Source organism: Tautonia plasticadhaerens, from assembly GCF_007752535.1.
GTDB classification, from domain to species: Bacteria; Planctomycetota; Planctomycetia; order Isosphaerales; family Isosphaeraceae; genus Tautonia; species Tautonia plasticadhaerens.
This window is the reverse complement of sequence record NZ_CP036426.1, coordinates 1,614,370-1,630,213: the sequence shown is the minus strand read 5'-3', so window position 1 is coordinate 1,630,213 and position 15,844 is coordinate 1,614,370. Positions and strand designations below refer to the sequence as shown.

Genomic DNA, 15,844 nt, shown 5'->3' with positions numbered 1-15,844 from the left:
TAACCTGTCAGGCGGCATTCGTTCGGTTACCAGATGCGGACATCCAGGACGTCTCGGATGAGCAATCGAAGGCCGCCGGCGTTCTTCATCTCCGGCTCTCTGGGACTCGGCTTCCTCAACACCCTGGCCACCCCGGCGGACACGCCGGTCGACTGGATCGACCACAACGACGGGCTGCTCTCCTGGCTGGAGCAGGCCCGGCTGGTGCCGGCGGAGGTCCGGGAGGCGTTGAAGGCCCGGGCGGTCCCGGGCGATTTCGACGCCGTCGCCGCCCAGGCCCGGGTCCTGCGGGAGTGGTTCCGTGGTTTCATCTGGGAGCGGAGCGGGAGGAAGCTCACGGCGAACGACTTGGGCGATCTCGAGCCGCTCACCCGCCTCCTCGGCCGGGATGAGCAGTATTCCCGGCTCGTGATCGGCCGCACGGAGGGGGTGTCCGGCCTGGAGCTTCAGACGCACCGGCGCTGGCGCACACCGGGGTCCCTGCTGCTGCCGATCGGCGAGGAGATCGCCAAGTTCGTGTGCAGCGGGAACCTCGAATCCGCGAAGGCGTGCGAGGGCTCGACCTGCACGCTCCTGTTCGTGGATCGCACCCGCGGCCGGGCGCGGCGATGGTGCAGCATGGCGATCTGCGGCAATCGCGCGAAGCAGGCGGCCCACCGCGATCGCCGGAAGTCAGGTCAGTGATCGGGGCGAGCGAGACCGTGCTGCTCGCCCCCTGTACCCGCGGAGAGGTCCTCGCCCTGAAGCGTCGTCAAAGGCCACTCAGTCCCATCAAGGAATGGTGTTGCAATGGCTTGCAGCTGCCTTAGAAGCCCTGACAAAACCCCCGCCGCATAGCCGGAAACCACGAAATTACAGAATTGTTACGGCGATCCGATCAGGTTTTGTCAGGGCTTCTTATGCTACCGCCCGACCTCAGGCCCCAGTTGCGGACCGGCTGAACCACTCCTCGAACCGGGTCGGGCCGATGAGGGCGCCGTCCCCGGGGTTGAGGCCGCGGCCGTCGAGGAGCGCGCCGGAGTACCGTGCCGCCGGGTCGGCCACCACCGTCCTGGTGTCCCCGCTCGCTGCCAGGAACCGCCCCACGAACTCCGCGATCGGCAGCGACTCCGGCCCGGCGAGCTCGACCATCCCGTTCCTCGGGGCCGCCACGGCGAGATCCGCCAGCGCGGCCGCCACGTCGTCGGCCGCCAGCGGCTGCATCGGGGCCGTGGGCAGACGCACCACATCGCCGTCCGCCCCCGATTGGGAGATCCAGCCGAGGAACTCGAAGAACTGGGTGGCCCGGACGATCGTGTACGGCACCCCGCCGGACTCGATCAGCCCCTCTTGGTGGACCTTGGCCCGCATGTAGCCGCTGTCCGGCATCCTGTCGGCCCCGACCACCGACAGGGCGACGTGGTGCCCGACGCCGGCGGCCTCCTCGGCGGCGAGCAGGTTCCGGGTCGAGGTGTCGAAGAACGCCATCACCTCCGCGTCCGCGAAGGACGGCGAGTTCGACACGTCCACCACCACGTCCGCCCCCGCGAACGCCTCCGCCAGGCCGGCCCCGGTGAGCGAGTCCACTCCCGACGACGGGGACGCCGGCACGGCCTCGTGGCCGAGCCGGTTCAGGTTGTCGACCAGCTTCTGCCCGATGCGCCCGCTGCCGCCGATCACGACGATCTTCATGGCTGACCTCGCTTGCGATCCGCTTCACTCGATCTCGGCCGCCGCCCAGCGGCCGAGCTTGTCCGGGTTGACCGTGATATAGACCGCCCGCACGTCCCCATCGGCCCGCAGCGACAGCACCGAGATGACCGCGTCGCCGGACCGGAAGACCAGCCCTGGCTCGCCGTTGACCGTCGCCACGCCGACGTCCTGCAGCCACGGCTTGCGGAACACCCCGGCTAGGAACCGGGCGACCTTGGCCCGGCCGCGGATCACCACCCGGGCCGCCGTCGCCTTGCCGCCGCCGTCGGAATGCACCTCGACGTCCTCGGCGAGCATGGCCTCGACCGCCTTCACGTCCCCCGCCCGGCATGCGGCGAGGAACCGCTCGGCCAGACCGTCCGCCCGGTCCGGCGCCGCCGGGAACAGTCGATCGCCGTGGAGTCCCAGCCGCCGCCGCGCCCGGCTGACCAGCTGCCGGACGGCCGCCTCGCTCTTGCCCAGGACCTCGCCGAGCTCGGCGTACTCGTAGTCGAAGACGGTGCGGAGCAGGAACGCCGCCCGCTCGCCCGGCGTCAGCCGCTCCAGCAGCAACAGGAACGCCTGGGTCAGCGACTCGGACAGGACGGAATCCCCCCTGGTGTCGCGCGTCTCCACCGGCTCGGGCACCCACGGGCCGATGTACCCCCGGCGCTTCCGCTCCCGCAGCCGGTCGAGGCAGATGCGGGTCGTGGTGCGGACCAGGAAGCCCTCCGGCGAGGAGACGCCGCCGGCCGTCTGGTAGCGCAGGAAAGCGTCCTGCACGGCGTCCTCGGCATCGGCCACGCTCCCGAGCATCCGGTATGCGACGGACATCATCCGCGGCCGCAGTCCGCTCACGTCGTCGGTCATGGTGCCCTCAGGCCGTCAGCCACTCCAGCCGGCGAGGGCGGAATCCGAAGACTCGCTTCGCCCTGGCGTTGGACGCCCCCCGTAGCCTCGTCCCGTAGTACACCGCGTCTTCGCCCCCGGCCGCCAGGGCCTGCTCGACCGTGACCCGGGGCGGCTCCGGCGCCATGACCGCCCGGGCGAACGCCGGTAGCCAGGACGACACCGGGGAGGGGTCGTCGTCCACGACGTGGTACACCCCGGTCGGTGCGGTGAGCGCGTCGGCGGTGGCGGCGGCCGCGTCGTCGATGTGGACCCACGACCACACGCCCTCGCCGTCGCCGATGACCGGGATCGCGCCCCGCCGCGCCAGCCCGGCCGACGCCCCGTCGTGGTGGTACCAGGTGCCCGGCCCGTAGTAGAACCCGTAGCGCAGGGCGACGCCCTCGATGTCCCCGGCCGACAGCAGCCGGGCCTCGAGCTCGGCGTAGGTGCGGGCGCTCGCCGCGATGCGTGGGCTGGCGTCTACCGCCAGGGATTCGGACTCGTCCCCCAGCCCGGTGCCGGGCCGGAGGAAGAAGCCGCTGGCCTGCTGGATGTACCGCCGGGCTCCGCATCGCCGGGCGGCGGCCAGCAGGTTCCCGCCGCCCTCCAACCGCAGCCGCCGGTCGCCCTCCGCGGCCGCGGCCATGTCGGCCGGGCTCCGCGGCAGCGCCGTCAGCTCGTCGATCACGACCTCGGCCCCCGACGCCCGCAGGGCCCGCTCGAGCCCCTCGGCGTCGAACGCGCTCACCCGGGCGACCGCAGCCCCCAGCTCGGCCAGGGCCGTTGCCCCCGCGTCCGACCGGGTCATGCCGGTGACCGCGTGCCCCCGGCGGACGAGTTCGGCGACGAGCGGGCGGCCGATGGCCCCGCTCGCCCCGGCAACGAACACGTTCATGGCTGCGTATCCCGGGGTGGGTTCAATCCTTCACCGGTACGGCGATGTCCTTGACGCCCCTCGGGTGCAGGACCCACGCCAGCAGCCGGGTCCTCACCGTCCCCGGGTTCCTCGACACCCGGTGCAGGCAACCTGCCGGCTCGTAGAACGTCTCGCCCGCCTCGAGGATCATCGCCGGCTGGTCGTCGATCGCCCACTCGTACTCACCCTCGAGGACGTAGCCGAGGCCCGGCCCGGGGTGGCGGTGGGAGAGGCCTGCCTGGCCGGGCTCGATCGTCACTTCCACGACCGATGCCGTCGTCTCCTTGCCGTCCAGCATCTCGGCGATGTCGTAGGCCGCCACCGGCCTGACCGACTCGCCGTCCTCGTCGTGCCGTGCGGCGGCGATCCCGACCACACCCAGGATGCCGACGATCAGGACCAGTGCTGCTCGGGCCATGATGCTCCCTCCCGTTCCAGGCATCGGGACGGCCGGGACCGGACGGTGTCCCGGCTCTCGGTACCAAGGACGAACGGGAGGGGTGGATTTGTGACGGACTGCGACGTTTTCTCTCCCCTGTCCCACCTCCCGCCCGGTGTCCTCCACCTGCATGACAGTCATCTAGGTCTTATGGACACGAGCTAGGGGATCTGCGATGCCCGGGCTATTGCTTCATCACCATCATTGCTGCCGCTCTTAAAAATGCGAGGACATTGGCCGCCTCCTTCTCGGACCGCGTCGCCGCGCGCCGAAACCGTTCGGCCTCGGACCTGAACCGCTCGGCCGGGTTCCGCACGCGGTATGGGTGCAGGTCGACCCCCCGCTGCCGCTCGCGGCCCCGCCGGGTCGGGATCACCGCCTCGGCCCCACGCCGCTCGACCTCATCGACCGACGCCCGCTCGTCGTAGCCCCGGGCGATGACCGCCTCCGACCGGTAGTCGGCCAGCAGCGCCTCGGCCAGCGCGAGGTCCGACTCCTACGCGGGCCTCAGGGTCAGCTCGACGGGATGTCCGAGCCCGTCGAAGCTACCGTGAACCTTCGTGCCGGAGCCGCGCCGGCTGCGGCCGAGGGCCTGCTCGACCTGGCCGCCGGTGTCGTCCCACTCTTCTTCGCCCCGGCGGCACGGGGGTGCGACCCCCTGGCGGCGGTCGAGTCGAGGATTAGCCGGTCGAGGTCCGGGGCGCGCAGCGTCGCCAGGATGGGGTCCCAGCGGCACTCGGCGGTCCGGCGATCGAACCGCCGCCACTGGCTGTTGCCGTTGCCCAGCCGCCCGGGCAGGTCGGGCCAGGCGGCGCCGGTGCGGGCGACCCAGAGGACCGCGTCGAGGCACCGGCGATCGTCCCGGGCGATGCCGACATCGGCCTCGGCCAGCGCGGGGGCGTCATTGATGCCGTCCCCGACCATCGCCACCCGTCGTTGCCGGCCGCCACCGGCCTCGGTCACGCCAACCTCGGGGTGACGGAGCATCGCGACCCGATCGGCCTTCTCATCCGGCAGGACCCGGGAAAACACCCGGTCGGCTGGGATGCCGACGGCCTGGGCGACCGCCATTGCGGTCGAGGATGAGTCGCCGGTTAGCAGGAAGACCTCGGCACCCTGCCGGTGGAGTTCGGCCACCGCCTCCCGGGCGTGAGGTTTGGGTGAATCGGACAGGGCGATCGAGCCGGCGGTCACGCCATTCACGGCCACGTGAACGACCGTCCGGCCGACTCCATCCGGATCGGCTTCGGGCACCTCAACCCCCTCCCGCCTCAGGAAGGCCTGGGAGCCGACGAGCACCCGATCCCCGTCGACCCTGGCCTCGACGCCGCCTCCCCGGACGGCCCGAAACGACTCGACCTTCGCCCCCCCGGCGAACGCGGCGAGGGCGTGGGCGAGCGGGTGCTCGCTGCCCCGTTCGGCGTCACCGGCGATCCGGAGCACGTGGTCGCGATCCCAGCCCTCTCTGGGGAGGACCTCCGATACGGTTGGCCTCCCTTCGGTGATCGTCCCGGTCTTGTCGAGCACGACGACGCCGATTCGGTCCATCCGCTCGAAGGCCGAGGCGTCCCGGACCAGCAATCCCTCCTTCGCCCCTCGGCCGGTCGCCACGGCCACGGCCACCGGGGTCGCCAGGCCGAGGGCGCAGGGGCAAGCGATGATCAGTACCGCCGCAGCGTTCAGGACGGCGACGGACCAGCCCCCGGACGCGAGCCGCCAGCCGAGCAGCGTCACCAGGGCGATCACCAGCACCACCGGCACGAAGACCGAGGAGACCCGATCGGCGAGGCGTTGGACGTCGGCCTTCGAGCCCTGGGCCTCCCGGACGATCGAGATGATTTGCTCCAGGGCGCTGTGCTCGCCGAGCCGGGTCGCCCGGACGAGGATCGCACCCTCGGCGTTCCGAGACGCCCCGGCGACTCGGTCCCCCGGGCGCTTGGACACGGGAATCGACTCCCCGGTGAGCATCGACTCGTCGACGTCCGACTCCCCCTCGATCACCTCGCCGTCGATCGGGATCGACTCCCCGGGCCGGACGCGCACCACGTCTCCCAGCGAGACACCGGAGAGCGGGACGTCTTCCTCCTACCCCCCGGGACGGACGACGCGGGCGGTTTTCGGGGCCAGGTCGAGCAACCTCTCGATCGCCTCACCCGCAGCACCCTTCGAGCGGGCTTCAAGGAACGACCCGAGCGTGATCAGCGTCAGGATGATCCCGGAGTCCATGAAGAAATGCGCTTGCAGATGCTGGCCGAGCAGCAGGTGGTACAGGCTGTACCCGAAGGCGGTCGAGATCCCAAGGGCGACGAGCGTGTCCATGTTTGTGGAGCCGTGTCGCAATCGATCGATTGCCCCCCGAATATAGGGCCCTCCCAGGTAGACCTGGAGGATGGCCGCCGGCACGAGCATCCCCCAGCCGACCCAGGCGGCATGGGCCCACTCCCCTCTCAAGAGCATAGGCCCCAGGCCGAGCACCACCAGGGGGACGACCAGCACCATGCCGATCGCCAATCTCCGCCTCCAGTAAGAAGCCCTGACAAAACCCCTGGTGAAGCTGGGAAAACTGTGAGGCCTGCCGGGTTTTGTCAGGGCTTCTAATGCTACTCCGTTAAATCATACGAACGATCGACTGCTGCGGTTCGTACCGAGGGTATGAACCGGACCTACACCCCCGACTTAAACCCCGACGTCCTCGACCGCCTCGCCGCGTATGCCGCCTCCTTCCGCGCCGACTTCAACCGGCCCCGCCAGGCCGCCTGGTGCGGCGTCTACCTCCGCGGCCTGGTCCAGGACGGGGACCGCAAGAGCGTCGAGCCGATGGCCGCCCGCGTCCCCCTGTCGGAGGGGCTCGACGTCGCCGACCCCGACCAGGCCCTGCAGCAGTTCCTCGGCCAGAGCACCTGGGACGAGCAAGCGGTCCTGAGCCGCTACCGGGCCACGATGGCGGCGAAGTTCGCCGACCCGGCCGGCATCTTCGTGATCGATGACACCACCTTCCCCAAGCAGGGCACGCACTCCGTCGGCGTGCAGCGGCAGTACTGCGGCGCCCTGGGCAAGAAGGCCAACTGCCAGTGCGCCGTCAGCGTCCACTACGTCGCCCCGAGGGGGCACTACCCGCTGAACATGCGGCTCTACCTCCCGGAGGGCTGGCTGGCCGACCCGAAGCGACTGGATAAGGCCAAGGTGCCCGAGGCCGAGCGGCGGTCGCTGACCAAGGGTCAGATCGCCCTGGAGTTGCTCGACCGCATCCGCGCCGAAGGGCTGCCGGGCGGGCTCGTCGTGGCCGACAGCGGCTACGGCGTCTCGGGCCCGTTCCGCGACGGCCTGGCCGAGCGGGGCCTGCACTACGTCGTCGGCGTGACCGACGAGATGCTGGTCTTCACCGAGGAGCCGAGGTGGGACGAGCCCAAGGCCGGGACGGGCGGGCGGCCGCAGAAGCGGCGTCGCCTGGCCGAGGGCTCGCCCCGGCCGGTGGGCCTGAAGGAGCTGGCGGCGCGGACGCCGCGCCGGAAGGTGACGTGGCGGGAGGGGACCAAGGGCCCGATGTGGGGCCGATTCGCCTGGCTGCGCGTTTGGCCGGGCCAGGGATGGGCGACAGGCGATTGCGCCGGGGCGGAGCCGATCTGGCTGCTGATCGAGGAGCAGGCCGACGGCAAGCTGAAGTACGCCTTCAGCAACCTCCCGGCCGATACCAGCCGGATCCGCGCGGTGCGCCTGTGGCGGAGTCGCTGGCCGGTGGAGCTCGGGTACCAGCAGATGAAGGAGGAACTGGGGCTGGACCACCACGAGGGCCGCTCGTGGCGGGGCTTCCACCATCACGCCTGCCTGGTGATGTTGGCCTTCGGGTTCCTCACCCTGGAGCGACGCCGAGCCCGTCGGGGGCGATCCCGGCCGGGCAAAAAGGGGGAGGCCGAGCGCCGGTGATCACGGTGCCGGCGATCCGCCGGGCGTTGCAGCGGCTGCTGGCGCCGGTCAGCCGGCCGGACTGCGCGCACTGCCGGCCCTGGCTCACCCGCTCCAAGACCAAGCTAACGGAGTAGTACTAAGAGACGCGCTCCTCTCGATCACGACGCATCGCCTCGGCCGCGAGGGACGGGTCGTCGTCTGGTCTCGTAGGCTTCACGCCGTATCCGGCGGCCGAGACGACCCGCTCGAGGGCGGCCTGGTCGAACCGATCGCGATCGACGACGATCCTGGCCCGCTCGGTCGCCAGGTTCACCCAGGCGTCGTTGACCCCCGGGACTCCCGAGAGGGCATGTTCCACCCGGCTCACGCAGCTGGCGCAATGCATCCCCGTGATCGAGAATTCCACGGCCTGGCTCGAACCGCACGCCGGAGGTTCGGGTAGGCGTCCGAGCCCCGGTGCGGCCCCGATCGTGACGAGGTCAGCCGGCCGGGACTCGGCCGGCGGCGGACTCGGCCCGTCGGGGTCGGCCTCGGGGTCGGCCGAGTCCCCGTCCCCGGTGGGGTCTGCGGCGGCGACCTCGCCGCTGGCGGGCTCGATCGACGCCTCGTAGCCGGCCTGGGCGACCGAGGCGCGGAGCCCCTGTTCGTCGACCCACCCGGGGATCACTCGTGCCTCTGCCCGCCCGGAAGCCAGGTCGACGCTGGCCGAGCGGACGCCCGGCACCGACTCGATCGCCTTGCGAACGGCCCGGACGCAGTGGTCGCAGGTCATCCCGGCCACGGTCAGCCGGACGAGCTTCCCATCGGTCTCGGTCATCAGTTCCCCGGGGCATTGGCCCGATCTCGCCCGGCCCTCGAACATCGGGCCGAGGTCGGGCGGCTTGCGTTTGTCCGGCTTCGCTGGAGGAATCGCGCCGATTCCCGTCTCCGGGCGGCGACCGGATCCCCTTGGCCTCGCCCGGACGCCCTCCCCCGGGGGAGAGGGCGGGACGGCCTCGGTCAGGCACCGATCCGCCGATTCCCCTCGTCAAGTGCACTCCGGAGGAGATGATCCCGGCTCGAGGACCTGTTGAGATGATCCGGGAATTGGAGATGTCGGAGTATGGTCGGGAACGCGACATGCAACTTCATCACGAGCGTCCCACCCTCTCCCATCGCCTTCGAACTCCCGCTATTATGAGACCCGGCACGGCACCCTGACCAGTGCCGAGTCCGAGCCCGGCCCTCATGGACCGGCACGATCGCCCCCACCAGGATTGACCCCCGCCTCCATCGGCCGCGATAATCTGTCATGGTCCGGCCACCCCGGCCAACGGGTTCTTCGACCTCCCCAACTCTTTGCACGCCGATGCCCGCCGCTCCCGAGAGGAAGGACCCCGGCCGTTGATCACCCTCGACAGCCTCGCACAGGTCCCCGAACCCCTTCGGCGCGGCGTCCTCTCGATCGGGAACTTCGACGGGGTCCACCTCGGTCACGCCGAGCTGATCCGGCACCTCCGACGCCTCGCGGGGACGCTCGGCGTACCGGCGATTGCCCTCACCTTCGATCCGCACCCGATCGCGGTGCTCCGCCCCGAACAGGCCCCGGCGCCGCTCACCTGGTCGACCCGCAAGGCGGAGCTACTCGGGGGATTGGGCGTGGACGAGGTCGGCGTCTTTCGGTCGGGCCCCTGGCTACTCGGCCTCACCGCCCGGGAGTTCTTCGACCGGGTGGTCCTGGGCCAGTTCGATGCGATCGGCCTGGTCGAGGGTCCGACCTTCGGCTTCGGCCGGGACCGGGTCGGGACGGTCGAGACGCTGGACGACTGGTGCGACGACGCCGGGCTCCGGTTCCAGATCGCCGGGCCTTCCGAACGAGACGGGCGGATCGTCTCCTCGACCCGGATCCGCCACGCCCTGCTCGACGGATCGGCCGAGGAGGCGGCGAGCCTGCTCGGCAGGCCCCATCGCCTCCGGGGGACCGTGGAGCGAGGCGAGGGCCGGGGCCGGACCATCGGCTTCCCGACCGCCAACCTCGGCGGGATCGACACGCTCATCCCCGCCGACGGCGTGTACGCGACGATCGCTTATCTCGAAGACGCCCCCGGGCCGGTCCCCTCGGCCACCCACATCGGCCCGAATGCGACCTTCGGCGCCGAGGCTCGCACCGTGGAAGTCCACCTGCTTGACTTCGAGGCCGACCTCTACGGCCGACGGATGGAGGTCGATTTGCTCGCCCGACTCCGGCCGACCCTGAAATTCGACGGGCTCGCCCCCCTGCTCTCCCGGATGGAACGCGACGTGGCAGCGGCCCGGGCGGTAATCGCCCGCCATCTCCTCGCCACTTGAACGCGGCGACCTATCCCGACCGGTCCCCGAGAACCGGGAGAGTGCTCCCGGGCATCGCCCCCGCCGCCAAGTCCCCCGGCCTCCAGATCCGCTCCCGGTGGCTCGGCCCATCGACCCGGCGATGCCGAGCGTCCGGCGACCGTCCGTCTTCGCTCGCATCGAGGACGTCGCCGAGGGCCGTGAGGATCGTTTCGGCCACGTGATCCCACCGATAATGCGCGTCGATCGATGCCCCCGGGATCTCGACCCGCCCCCGGGCCCGGAACGCCTGCCATGCGAGGTCGACGGTGGCCGGATCGGCCGGGTCGAAGAATTCGATGCCGGGCGTCTCGAACTCGCGGAGAGCGCTGTTGTAGCTGGCCAGGACGGGGGTGCCGTGACGCAACGCGTCGAGCACCGGGAAGCCGAAACCCTCGTAGAGCGACGGATAGATCGACCACCCGGCCGTCCGGTAGAGGCGACACAACTCCCGATCGGGCACGACCCCGAGGAACCGGACGCGCCTACCACCCGGGAGGCGTCGGTACTTCTCCAACGCCTTCCTCGAGGTGAGCCAGCCCGGCGGTCCGACCCACCAGAGCTCGGAGCCGGGCGGCAAGACCTTGGACTCCCGGAACCAGTCGAGCAGGAAGAAGGCGTTCTTCCTCGGTTCGAGGGTCGAGACCACCAGGCCGACCTCCGGCCTCCGATCGGCCCGCCGGTCGTCGCAATGGCGCTCAACGCAGAGGCTCGGGCCCGAGTGGGCGACGACGATCCGGTCGGGGTCGAAGGGGGTGAGCCAGCCCGCGTCGGCCTTGGTCGAGTGGGAGACGGCCAGGGCGCAATCCGAGGAGAGCAGGCTCCTCGCGAAGAACCCCCGGAACATCCCCCGGGTCTTCTCCGAATGCGTCCAGGGGACGACCAGCGGGGTGAAATCGTGCAGGATACTCATTTCCGCCGGAAAAAGCTTCTCGACCGGCCTGAGGCACCCGAACAGCCCCGCGCTCCGCACCGGTGGGGGACCCAGCGGCACTCTTCGACTCGCCCAGATCCGACGGCCGAGTTGCCCGAGGTCCTGGTCAAGGCTCGTGTCCAACGACCCCTTGAAGACCAGTTCCTTGCCGTTGGAGAAGAACCGCAATGGGACGTGACGGGCGAGCGCGAGCAGGATCCGGGCCGTGTATCGGCCGATCCCGGTCAGGTGCCGATCGGCCAGGGGATTGGCGTCGATGAACAGGGTGAAATCGGCCCCGGTCCCGGCCTCCGGCCGACGCTGGGTCTGATCCATGACGGAATCGGTCCGATCGTCCTGGGTGAAGAACTGCCGGGACGCCCCTCACGCCCGCATCGCCCCCTCATTAGCTCAAGCCCGGCGATCGGTCAAGCGAGATCGTCACGACGCCGGCGCTCCGACTCGCGTGGCGGGAGGTGGATCCCCGTGGTACGTTGCTGCCGGAAACCTACCCCCCGGGCGAATCGGCCGGGAGACTCGACGGCATCCGGACGCGTTTCGATGGAGCATTACGGGTTCCTCTACGACCTCTTGATCGTCTACGCCGCCGCCGGACTGGTCGTCTTCGCCTTCCAGAAGATGCACATCCCTGCGGTGGTCGGCCTGCTGGTCTCGGGGATGGCCGTCGGGCCGTCGGGCCTCGGCCTGGTCGGCGATCAGGAGGACGTCCAGCTCCTCGCTGAGGTCGGCGTCGTCGTGCTGCTCTTCACGATCGGCCTGGAGTTCTCGCTCTCCCGGCTGCTGACGCTGGGCAAGGAGATGCTCGGCATCGGCCTGCCGCAGGTGCTGATCTGCATCATCGTGCCGACCCTGGCGACGCGTTGGTACCTCGGCTCCTGGGGGCCGGCGCTGTTCGCGGGCATGCTCGTGGCGATGTCGAGCACGGCCGTCGTCCTGAAGCTCCTGCTCGAGCGCGGCGAGATCGGCACGCCCCACGGCAAGATCGCCGTGGCCGTCCTGCTGTTGCAGGACCTGCTCGTGATGGCCTTCATGCTGGCGATCCCCCTGCTGGCCCCGGACTCGGGGGGGCGGGCGGGCTCCCCCTGGGGGCAGCTCGGCCTGGGGGTGGGCGTGGTGCTGCTGATCCTGGTCGGCTCCCGATTCGTGATCCCGCCGATCCTGCTGCGGGTGGTCCAGACCCGCAACCGAGAGTTGTTCCTGATCTTCATCTTCTTGTTCTGCATCGGCATGGCCACCCTGACGGCCTGGGCCGGGCTCGCGTTGGCCCTGGGGGCCTTCCTGGCGGGCCTGGCGATCTCCGAGTCCGAGTACGCCCACCAGACGCTTGCCGAGGTCCTGCCGTTCCGGGACACCCTGAGTAGCCTGTTCTTCGTCTCCGTCGGGATGCTGCTGGACCTGCAATACCTGGCCGACCATTTGGCCCTGATCCTGGCGACGGTCCTCGCGATGGTCGTCCTGAAGTTCCTGGCCGCGGCCGGCCCGAGCTGGGTGTTCGGCTACCCGATGCGGACCGGGACCCTGGCGGGTCTCTCCCTCTGCCAGATCGGCGAGTTCTCCTTCGTGCTGGCCGGGCGGGGATTGGAGTCGGGGATCCTCGGCCCGGGCGACTACCAGACATTCCTCGCCGCAGCCGTCCTCACCATGGCCCTGACGCCGATCTTCATTGGGCTGGGCCCGTCGATCTCGGGGAATTTGGAGCGGCTCCCCCCGATCCGGGGCCTCTCGGAACGCCGGAGGGCCCGGCTCCTCGCGGACGAGTCCTCGCTCCCCCCGGAATCGCTCGGCGACCACGTCATCATCGCGGGCTTCGGCTTGGCCGGGAGGAACCTCGCCCGGGTGCTCCGGGGCATCGACATCCCCTACGTGATCCTGGAGATGAATCCGGACTCCGTCCGGAGGCTCCGGGGCCAGGGGGAGCCGGTCCTCTACGGGGATTGCGCCCGGCCCTCGGTCCTGGAGCACGCCGGGATCGACCGGGCGAAGATGCTCGTCGTGGTGATCTCCGACCCCCAGGCCACCCGTCGGGCCGTGAAGATGGCCAGGTTCCTGAACCCCGGGCTCTACCTCGTCGCCCGGACGCACTACGCCCAGGACATCGACGAGCTGAGGCACCTCGGGGCCGACGAGGTGGTGCCGGAGGACTTCGTCACCTCGATCGAGCTGTTCGACCGGGTCCTGGTCGAATATCAGGTCCCCCGGAACCTGATCCTCGACCTGATCGACCGCGTCCGGAGCGACCAGTACCAGGTCCTCCGCTCGGCCCGACCGGTCCGACTCGACATGCCGTTCAGCGTCGGCGAGGGGGCCGAGGTCGATTCCTGCCTCGTCCCCGAGGGCTCCCCCGCCGTCGGCCGGTCGATCGAAGCCCTCCGGCTCCGGACGGATACCGGGGCGACGATCCTCGCCCTCCGACGAGGTGGCCGGGACCTGATCAACCCCGACCCCAACGTCGAGATCGGGTCCGGGGACGTCCTGGTCCTCTTCGGCGACCGGTCCCAGGTCGACCGGGCGATCGCCCTGGTCGCCCCCGAGACTGACCGGCCCGCGGCCCAGGATCGCCGCCGATCGCTCACCTGATCGCCGACCTCGGGCCGAACGCCGCCCCGGCGGCGATCAGCCCCGCGAGGGCCAGGCCGCCGAGGATCGCGTTCCGATGCGTCGAGAGCCGGAGCTGCCATCGCCTCGGTCGCGCCCGGTCGTCAAATGAGCCGTGGGCGCCCCGGTCTCCCGGCAGGGGCTGCCAGAGGTTGTGCGGTCGGTCGGGGTCGGCGGGCTCGTCCCTCATCTGCGAGTCATAACCGGTCTTGCCGAGGTACCAGTCTCCCAGGCCGGGGACGAGCTTGTTCCCCAGGATCGCCTTGTACGTGGGCAAGCCGACGAACAGCTCCCGCCGATCATGCCCCGAGGCCCAGACGATCGCCTCCGCCGCGGTCTCCGGCTGGAAGATCGGAGGCACGGGCTGGCCCTGCCGGGGGAGCCGGCTCTTGACCCAGTCGAATTGCGGCGTATTCAGGGCCGGCATGTGGACGGAGGTTACCGAGACCCTGCTCCCGTCATGGATCAGTTCTGCCCGGAGCGAGTCGGTGAAACCCTGGATCGCGTGCTTCGCGCCGCAATACGCCGACTGGAGCGGGATGCCCCTGTAGGCGAGCGCGGAGCCGACCTGGATGATCTTGCCCCGGTCCCTCGGGAGCATCCGGCGGAGGGCCGACAGGGTGCCGTGCACGAAGCCGAGATAGGTCACCTCGGTCACCCGTCGATACTCCTCCGCCTTCATTTCCTTGATCGGCGAGAAGACCGAGAGCATCGCGTTGTTGACCCAGACGTCGATGGGCCCCAGCTCGCGCTCGACCCGTCCGGCGGCCTCCTCGACCGCGTCGGCGTCCGCCACGTCACAGGGGAGCGCGAGAGCCTGGGCCCCCCGCCGCTCGACGTCCTCCCGGGCGGCCTGGAGGCCGTCGAGCCCTCGAGCGATCAGGCCGACGGCATCGCCCCGATCGGCGAAGGCGCGGGCCGTCGCCCGGCCCACGCCGGCCGAGGCCCCGGTGATCACGACGACGCGTCGGCGGTTCCCGTTGCTGCTCATGATTCTCCTCGGTCGCGTCCTCTTCGGGCGTCTCATTCGCGTGTGGGCACGCGTCGCGTCCCCTGGCGGGTCATTCGTGCTCCGGGAGTCGGGCCCACCCCGTATCGGCCCTGAAAAGGGCCACCCAGCCCCCGCCGAATCGCTCCCGGATCCGCCCCCGGATCGAGGCGAAGCCGACCAGGAGGCCCCCGACCACCATGCCGTTGAGGACCGCAGTCGTCGGGCCGCCGAGGGCCCAGGGGGCGACGACCATCCAGAGGCCGATCGGCAGGTTGACCAGGCGGGCCCCTCGGGTCGCCTCCGTGACGGCGACGGCGGCGAACGTGGCGACGATCGGCCCGGCGATCCGGTCGTTCAACGCGGCGGCCCCGCCGTAGCCGAGGACGGCGGGCGCGGCCATCAGCCAGATCCCGATCGCGGTGTTGATGACTTGGGCCCACATCAGCGGCTGCCCCCCTGGAACTCGACCTCCGGCCGGATTGCCCCCCCGGCCGATAGGCCCCAGAAGGCGCCCCAGAACGGCCCTCCCCGGTCGTAAACCCTTCTGAGGTATTGGCAGCTCGCGAGCACCTCGTCCATCGCCGGGCCGATCATCACCACCGAGATCGCGGCCGTGGCCAGGCATAAGGTGCACCACTCGCCGAACATCGTCGGCTGGAGGATGACCAGCGCGACGCTGACCGCCCCCAGCGGGCCGACGAGGATGCCGAAGCTGACCACGATCCAGGGCATCGTCCTCCATCGCCTCCGGCCGCCGATGAGCCCGGCCACCGCGTCGGCTAGGTACCCTAGGGCACCGAGCGCCGCGTCCGGGATGGGCAGAAGCCTCGAGATCTTCGAATCGAGGATTTCGCGACTCCCGTCCCCGAAAAAAGGCTCCCAGACGGATCCGATCCATCCGAACTGGAAGGCGGAAAGATAGCCCGCGATTGCGAACCCCAAGATGGCCGCAGCGACGATCGGCAGCCGCTGGGCCCAGGAGGCCGGGTTGTAGGACCATCCGGGCGGGATGTCCGGGTCTCGGGGCATCGTGCTCTCACCTCGGCGTTGACCACCATCGGATGACTCCCTGTCGATCAAGCAACTCGCGCGCCCGGCCCACTCGGGACCGCTGGGCCCTCGACCCGACGCTCCCGACCCGGTCCAATAGCCCCG

At 70.5% G+C, this 15,844-nt stretch carries 14 protein-coding genes and 1 pseudogene; 4 read left to right on the top strand and 11 right to left on the bottom strand.

The annotated features are described in order from the left end of the window. Positions 1-57: 57 nt before the first annotated feature. The gene (locus tag ElP_RS06320) at positions 58-684 is read left to right on the top strand and encodes a CGNR zinc finger domain-containing protein (RefSeq protein WP_145267816.1); all 627 of its coding nucleotides are present in this window, start codon (positions 58-60) and stop codon (positions 682-684) included. Positions 685-915: 231 nt separating this feature from the next. Here the strand turns inward: ElP_RS06320 and ElP_RS06315 are convergent, their stop codons facing one another. The 6 genes and pseudogenes from ElP_RS06315 to ElP_RS06285 form a co-directional block, all read right to left on the bottom strand. Beyond that, positions 916-1,671, bottom strand: coding sequence for an SDR family oxidoreductase (locus ElP_RS06315; RefSeq protein ID WP_145267815.1), 756 nt, complete (start codon positions 1,669-1,671; stop codon positions 916-918). 24 nt (positions 1,672-1,695) lie between these two features. Next, positions 1,696-2,541 (bottom strand): RNA polymerase sigma factor SigJ, encoded by an 846-nt coding sequence (gene sigJ, locus ElP_RS06310; protein WP_145267814.1) that lies wholly within the window; start codon positions 2,539-2,541, stop codon positions 1,696-1,698. 7 nt (positions 2,542-2,548) lie between these two features. Then, the gene (locus ElP_RS06305) at positions 2,549-3,457 is read right to left on the bottom strand and encodes an NAD-dependent epimerase/dehydratase family protein (RefSeq protein WP_145267813.1); all 909 of its coding nucleotides are present in this window, start codon (positions 3,455-3,457) and stop codon (positions 2,549-2,551) included. Between the two features lie 22 nt (positions 3,458-3,479). Further along, entirely contained in the window at positions 3,480-3,896 is a 417-nt protein-coding gene (locus tag ElP_RS06300; protein ID WP_145267812.1) for a cupin domain-containing protein, read from the bottom strand. Positions 3,897-4,430: 534 nt separating this feature from the next. Then, positions 4,431-5,987, bottom strand: a pseudogene (locus ElP_RS06290) (heavy metal translocating P-type ATPase); the annotation flags it as partial. A gap of 15 nt (positions 5,988-6,002) precedes the next feature. Beyond that, positions 6,003-6,428, bottom strand: coding sequence for a hypothetical protein (locus ElP_RS06285; protein ID WP_145267810.1), 426 nt, complete (start codon positions 6,426-6,428; stop codon positions 6,003-6,005). Positions 6,429-6,569: 141 nt separating this feature from the next. On the opposite strand from ElP_RS06285, the gene ElP_RS06280 reads away from it, so the two are divergent. Continuing rightward, positions 6,570-7,841, top strand: coding sequence for an IS701 family transposase (locus ElP_RS06280; protein WP_145267809.1), 1,272 nt, complete (start codon positions 6,570-6,572; stop codon positions 7,839-7,841). 118 nt (positions 7,842-7,959) lie between these two features. Here the strand turns inward: ElP_RS06280 and ElP_RS40955 are convergent, their stop codons facing one another. Continuing rightward, positions 7,960-8,640 (bottom strand): copper ion binding protein, encoded by a 681-nt coding sequence (locus ElP_RS40955; RefSeq protein WP_197446754.1) that lies wholly within the window; start codon positions 8,638-8,640, stop codon positions 7,960-7,962. Positions 8,641-9,206: 566 nt separating this feature from the next. On the opposite strand from ElP_RS40955, the gene ribF reads away from it, so the two are divergent. Next, a complete protein-coding gene (gene ribF / locus ElP_RS06270; RefSeq protein ID WP_145267807.1) occupies positions 9,207-10,151 on the top strand; it encodes a riboflavin biosynthesis protein RibF in 945 nt (314 codons plus the stop codon). 10 nt (positions 10,152-10,161) lie between these two features. Here ribF and ElP_RS06265 read toward each other — a convergent pair whose 3' ends face one another. Further along, positions 10,162-11,418 (bottom strand): glycosyltransferase family 4 protein, encoded by a 1,257-nt coding sequence (locus ElP_RS06265; protein WP_145278251.1) that lies wholly within the window; start codon positions 11,416-11,418, stop codon positions 10,162-10,164. 225 nt (positions 11,419-11,643) lie between these two features. Between ElP_RS06265 and ElP_RS06260 the strand changes: the two genes are divergently transcribed. Beyond that, a complete protein-coding gene (locus ElP_RS06260) occupies positions 11,644-13,680 on the top strand; it encodes a cation:proton antiporter domain-containing protein (protein ID WP_197446753.1) in 2,037 nt (678 codons plus the stop codon). Here ElP_RS06260 and ElP_RS06255 read toward each other — a convergent pair. The 3 genes from ElP_RS06255 to ElP_RS06245 form a co-directional block, all read right to left on the bottom strand. Continuing rightward, complete coding sequence (locus ElP_RS06255) at positions 13,673-14,689, bottom strand: SDR family oxidoreductase (RefSeq protein WP_145267805.1); 1,017 nt, start codon at positions 14,687-14,689, stop codon at positions 13,673-13,675. The genes ElP_RS06260 and ElP_RS06255 overlap by 8 nt on opposite strands. A 70-nt stretch (positions 14,690-14,759) precedes the next feature. Beyond that, positions 14,760-15,131, bottom strand: coding sequence for an SPW repeat domain-containing protein (locus ElP_RS06250; protein ID WP_145267804.1), 372 nt, complete (start codon positions 15,129-15,131; stop codon positions 14,760-14,762). Continuing rightward, the gene (locus tag ElP_RS06245) at positions 15,131-15,718 is read right to left on the bottom strand and encodes a vitamin K epoxide reductase family protein (protein ID WP_145267803.1); all 588 of its coding nucleotides are present in this window, start codon (positions 15,716-15,718) and stop codon (positions 15,131-15,133) included. The genes ElP_RS06250 and ElP_RS06245 overlap by 1 nt, the downstream gene beginning before the upstream one ends. Positions 15,719-15,844 lie beyond the last annotated feature (126 nt).

Bases quoted from the DNA above. Each gene is read 5' to 3' on its own strand.
- ElP_RS06305 (WP_145267813.1), bottom strand. From the start codon at position 3,457: ATGAACGTGTTCGTTGCCGGGGCGAGCGGGGCCATCGGCCGCCCGCTC.
- ElP_RS40955 (WP_197446754.1), bottom strand. From the start codon at position 8,640: ATGACCGAGACCGATGGGAAGCTCGTCCGGCTGACCGTGGCCGGGATG.
- ElP_RS06245 (WP_145267803.1), bottom strand. From the start codon at position 15,718: ATGCCCCGAGACCCGGACATCCCGCCCGGATGGTCCTACAACCCGGCC.
- ElP_RS06300 (WP_145267812.1), bottom strand. From the start codon at position 3,896: ATGGCCCGAGCAGCACTGGTCCTGATCGTCGGCATCCTGGGTGTGGTC.
- ElP_RS06260 (WP_197446753.1), top strand. From the start codon at position 11,644: ATGGAGCATTACGGGTTCCTCTACGACCTCTTGATCGTCTACGCCGCC.
- sigJ (WP_145267814.1), bottom strand. From the start codon at position 2,541: ATGACCGACGACGTGAGCGGACTGCGGCCGCGGATGATGTCCGTCGCA.
- ElP_RS06280 (WP_145267809.1), top strand. From the start codon at position 6,570: ATGAACCGGACCTACACCCCCGACTTAAACCCCGACGTCCTCGACCGC.
- ElP_RS06255 (WP_145267805.1), bottom strand. From the start codon at position 14,689: ATGAGCAGCAACGGGAACCGCCGACGCGTCGTCGTGATCACCGGGGCC.
- ElP_RS06250 (WP_145267804.1), bottom strand. From the start codon at position 15,131: ATGTGGGCCCAAGTCATCAACACCGCGATCGGGATCTGGCTGATGGCC.
- ElP_RS06265 (WP_145278251.1), bottom strand. From the start codon at position 11,418: ATGGATCAGACCCAGCGTCGGCCGGAGGCCGGGACCGGGGCCGATTTC.
- ElP_RS06320 (WP_145267816.1), top strand. From the start codon at position 58: ATGAGCAATCGAAGGCCGCCGGCGTTCTTCATCTCCGGCTCTCTGGGA.
- ElP_RS06315 (WP_145267815.1), bottom strand. From the start codon at position 1,671: ATGAAGATCGTCGTGATCGGCGGCAGCGGGCGCATCGGGCAGAAGCTG.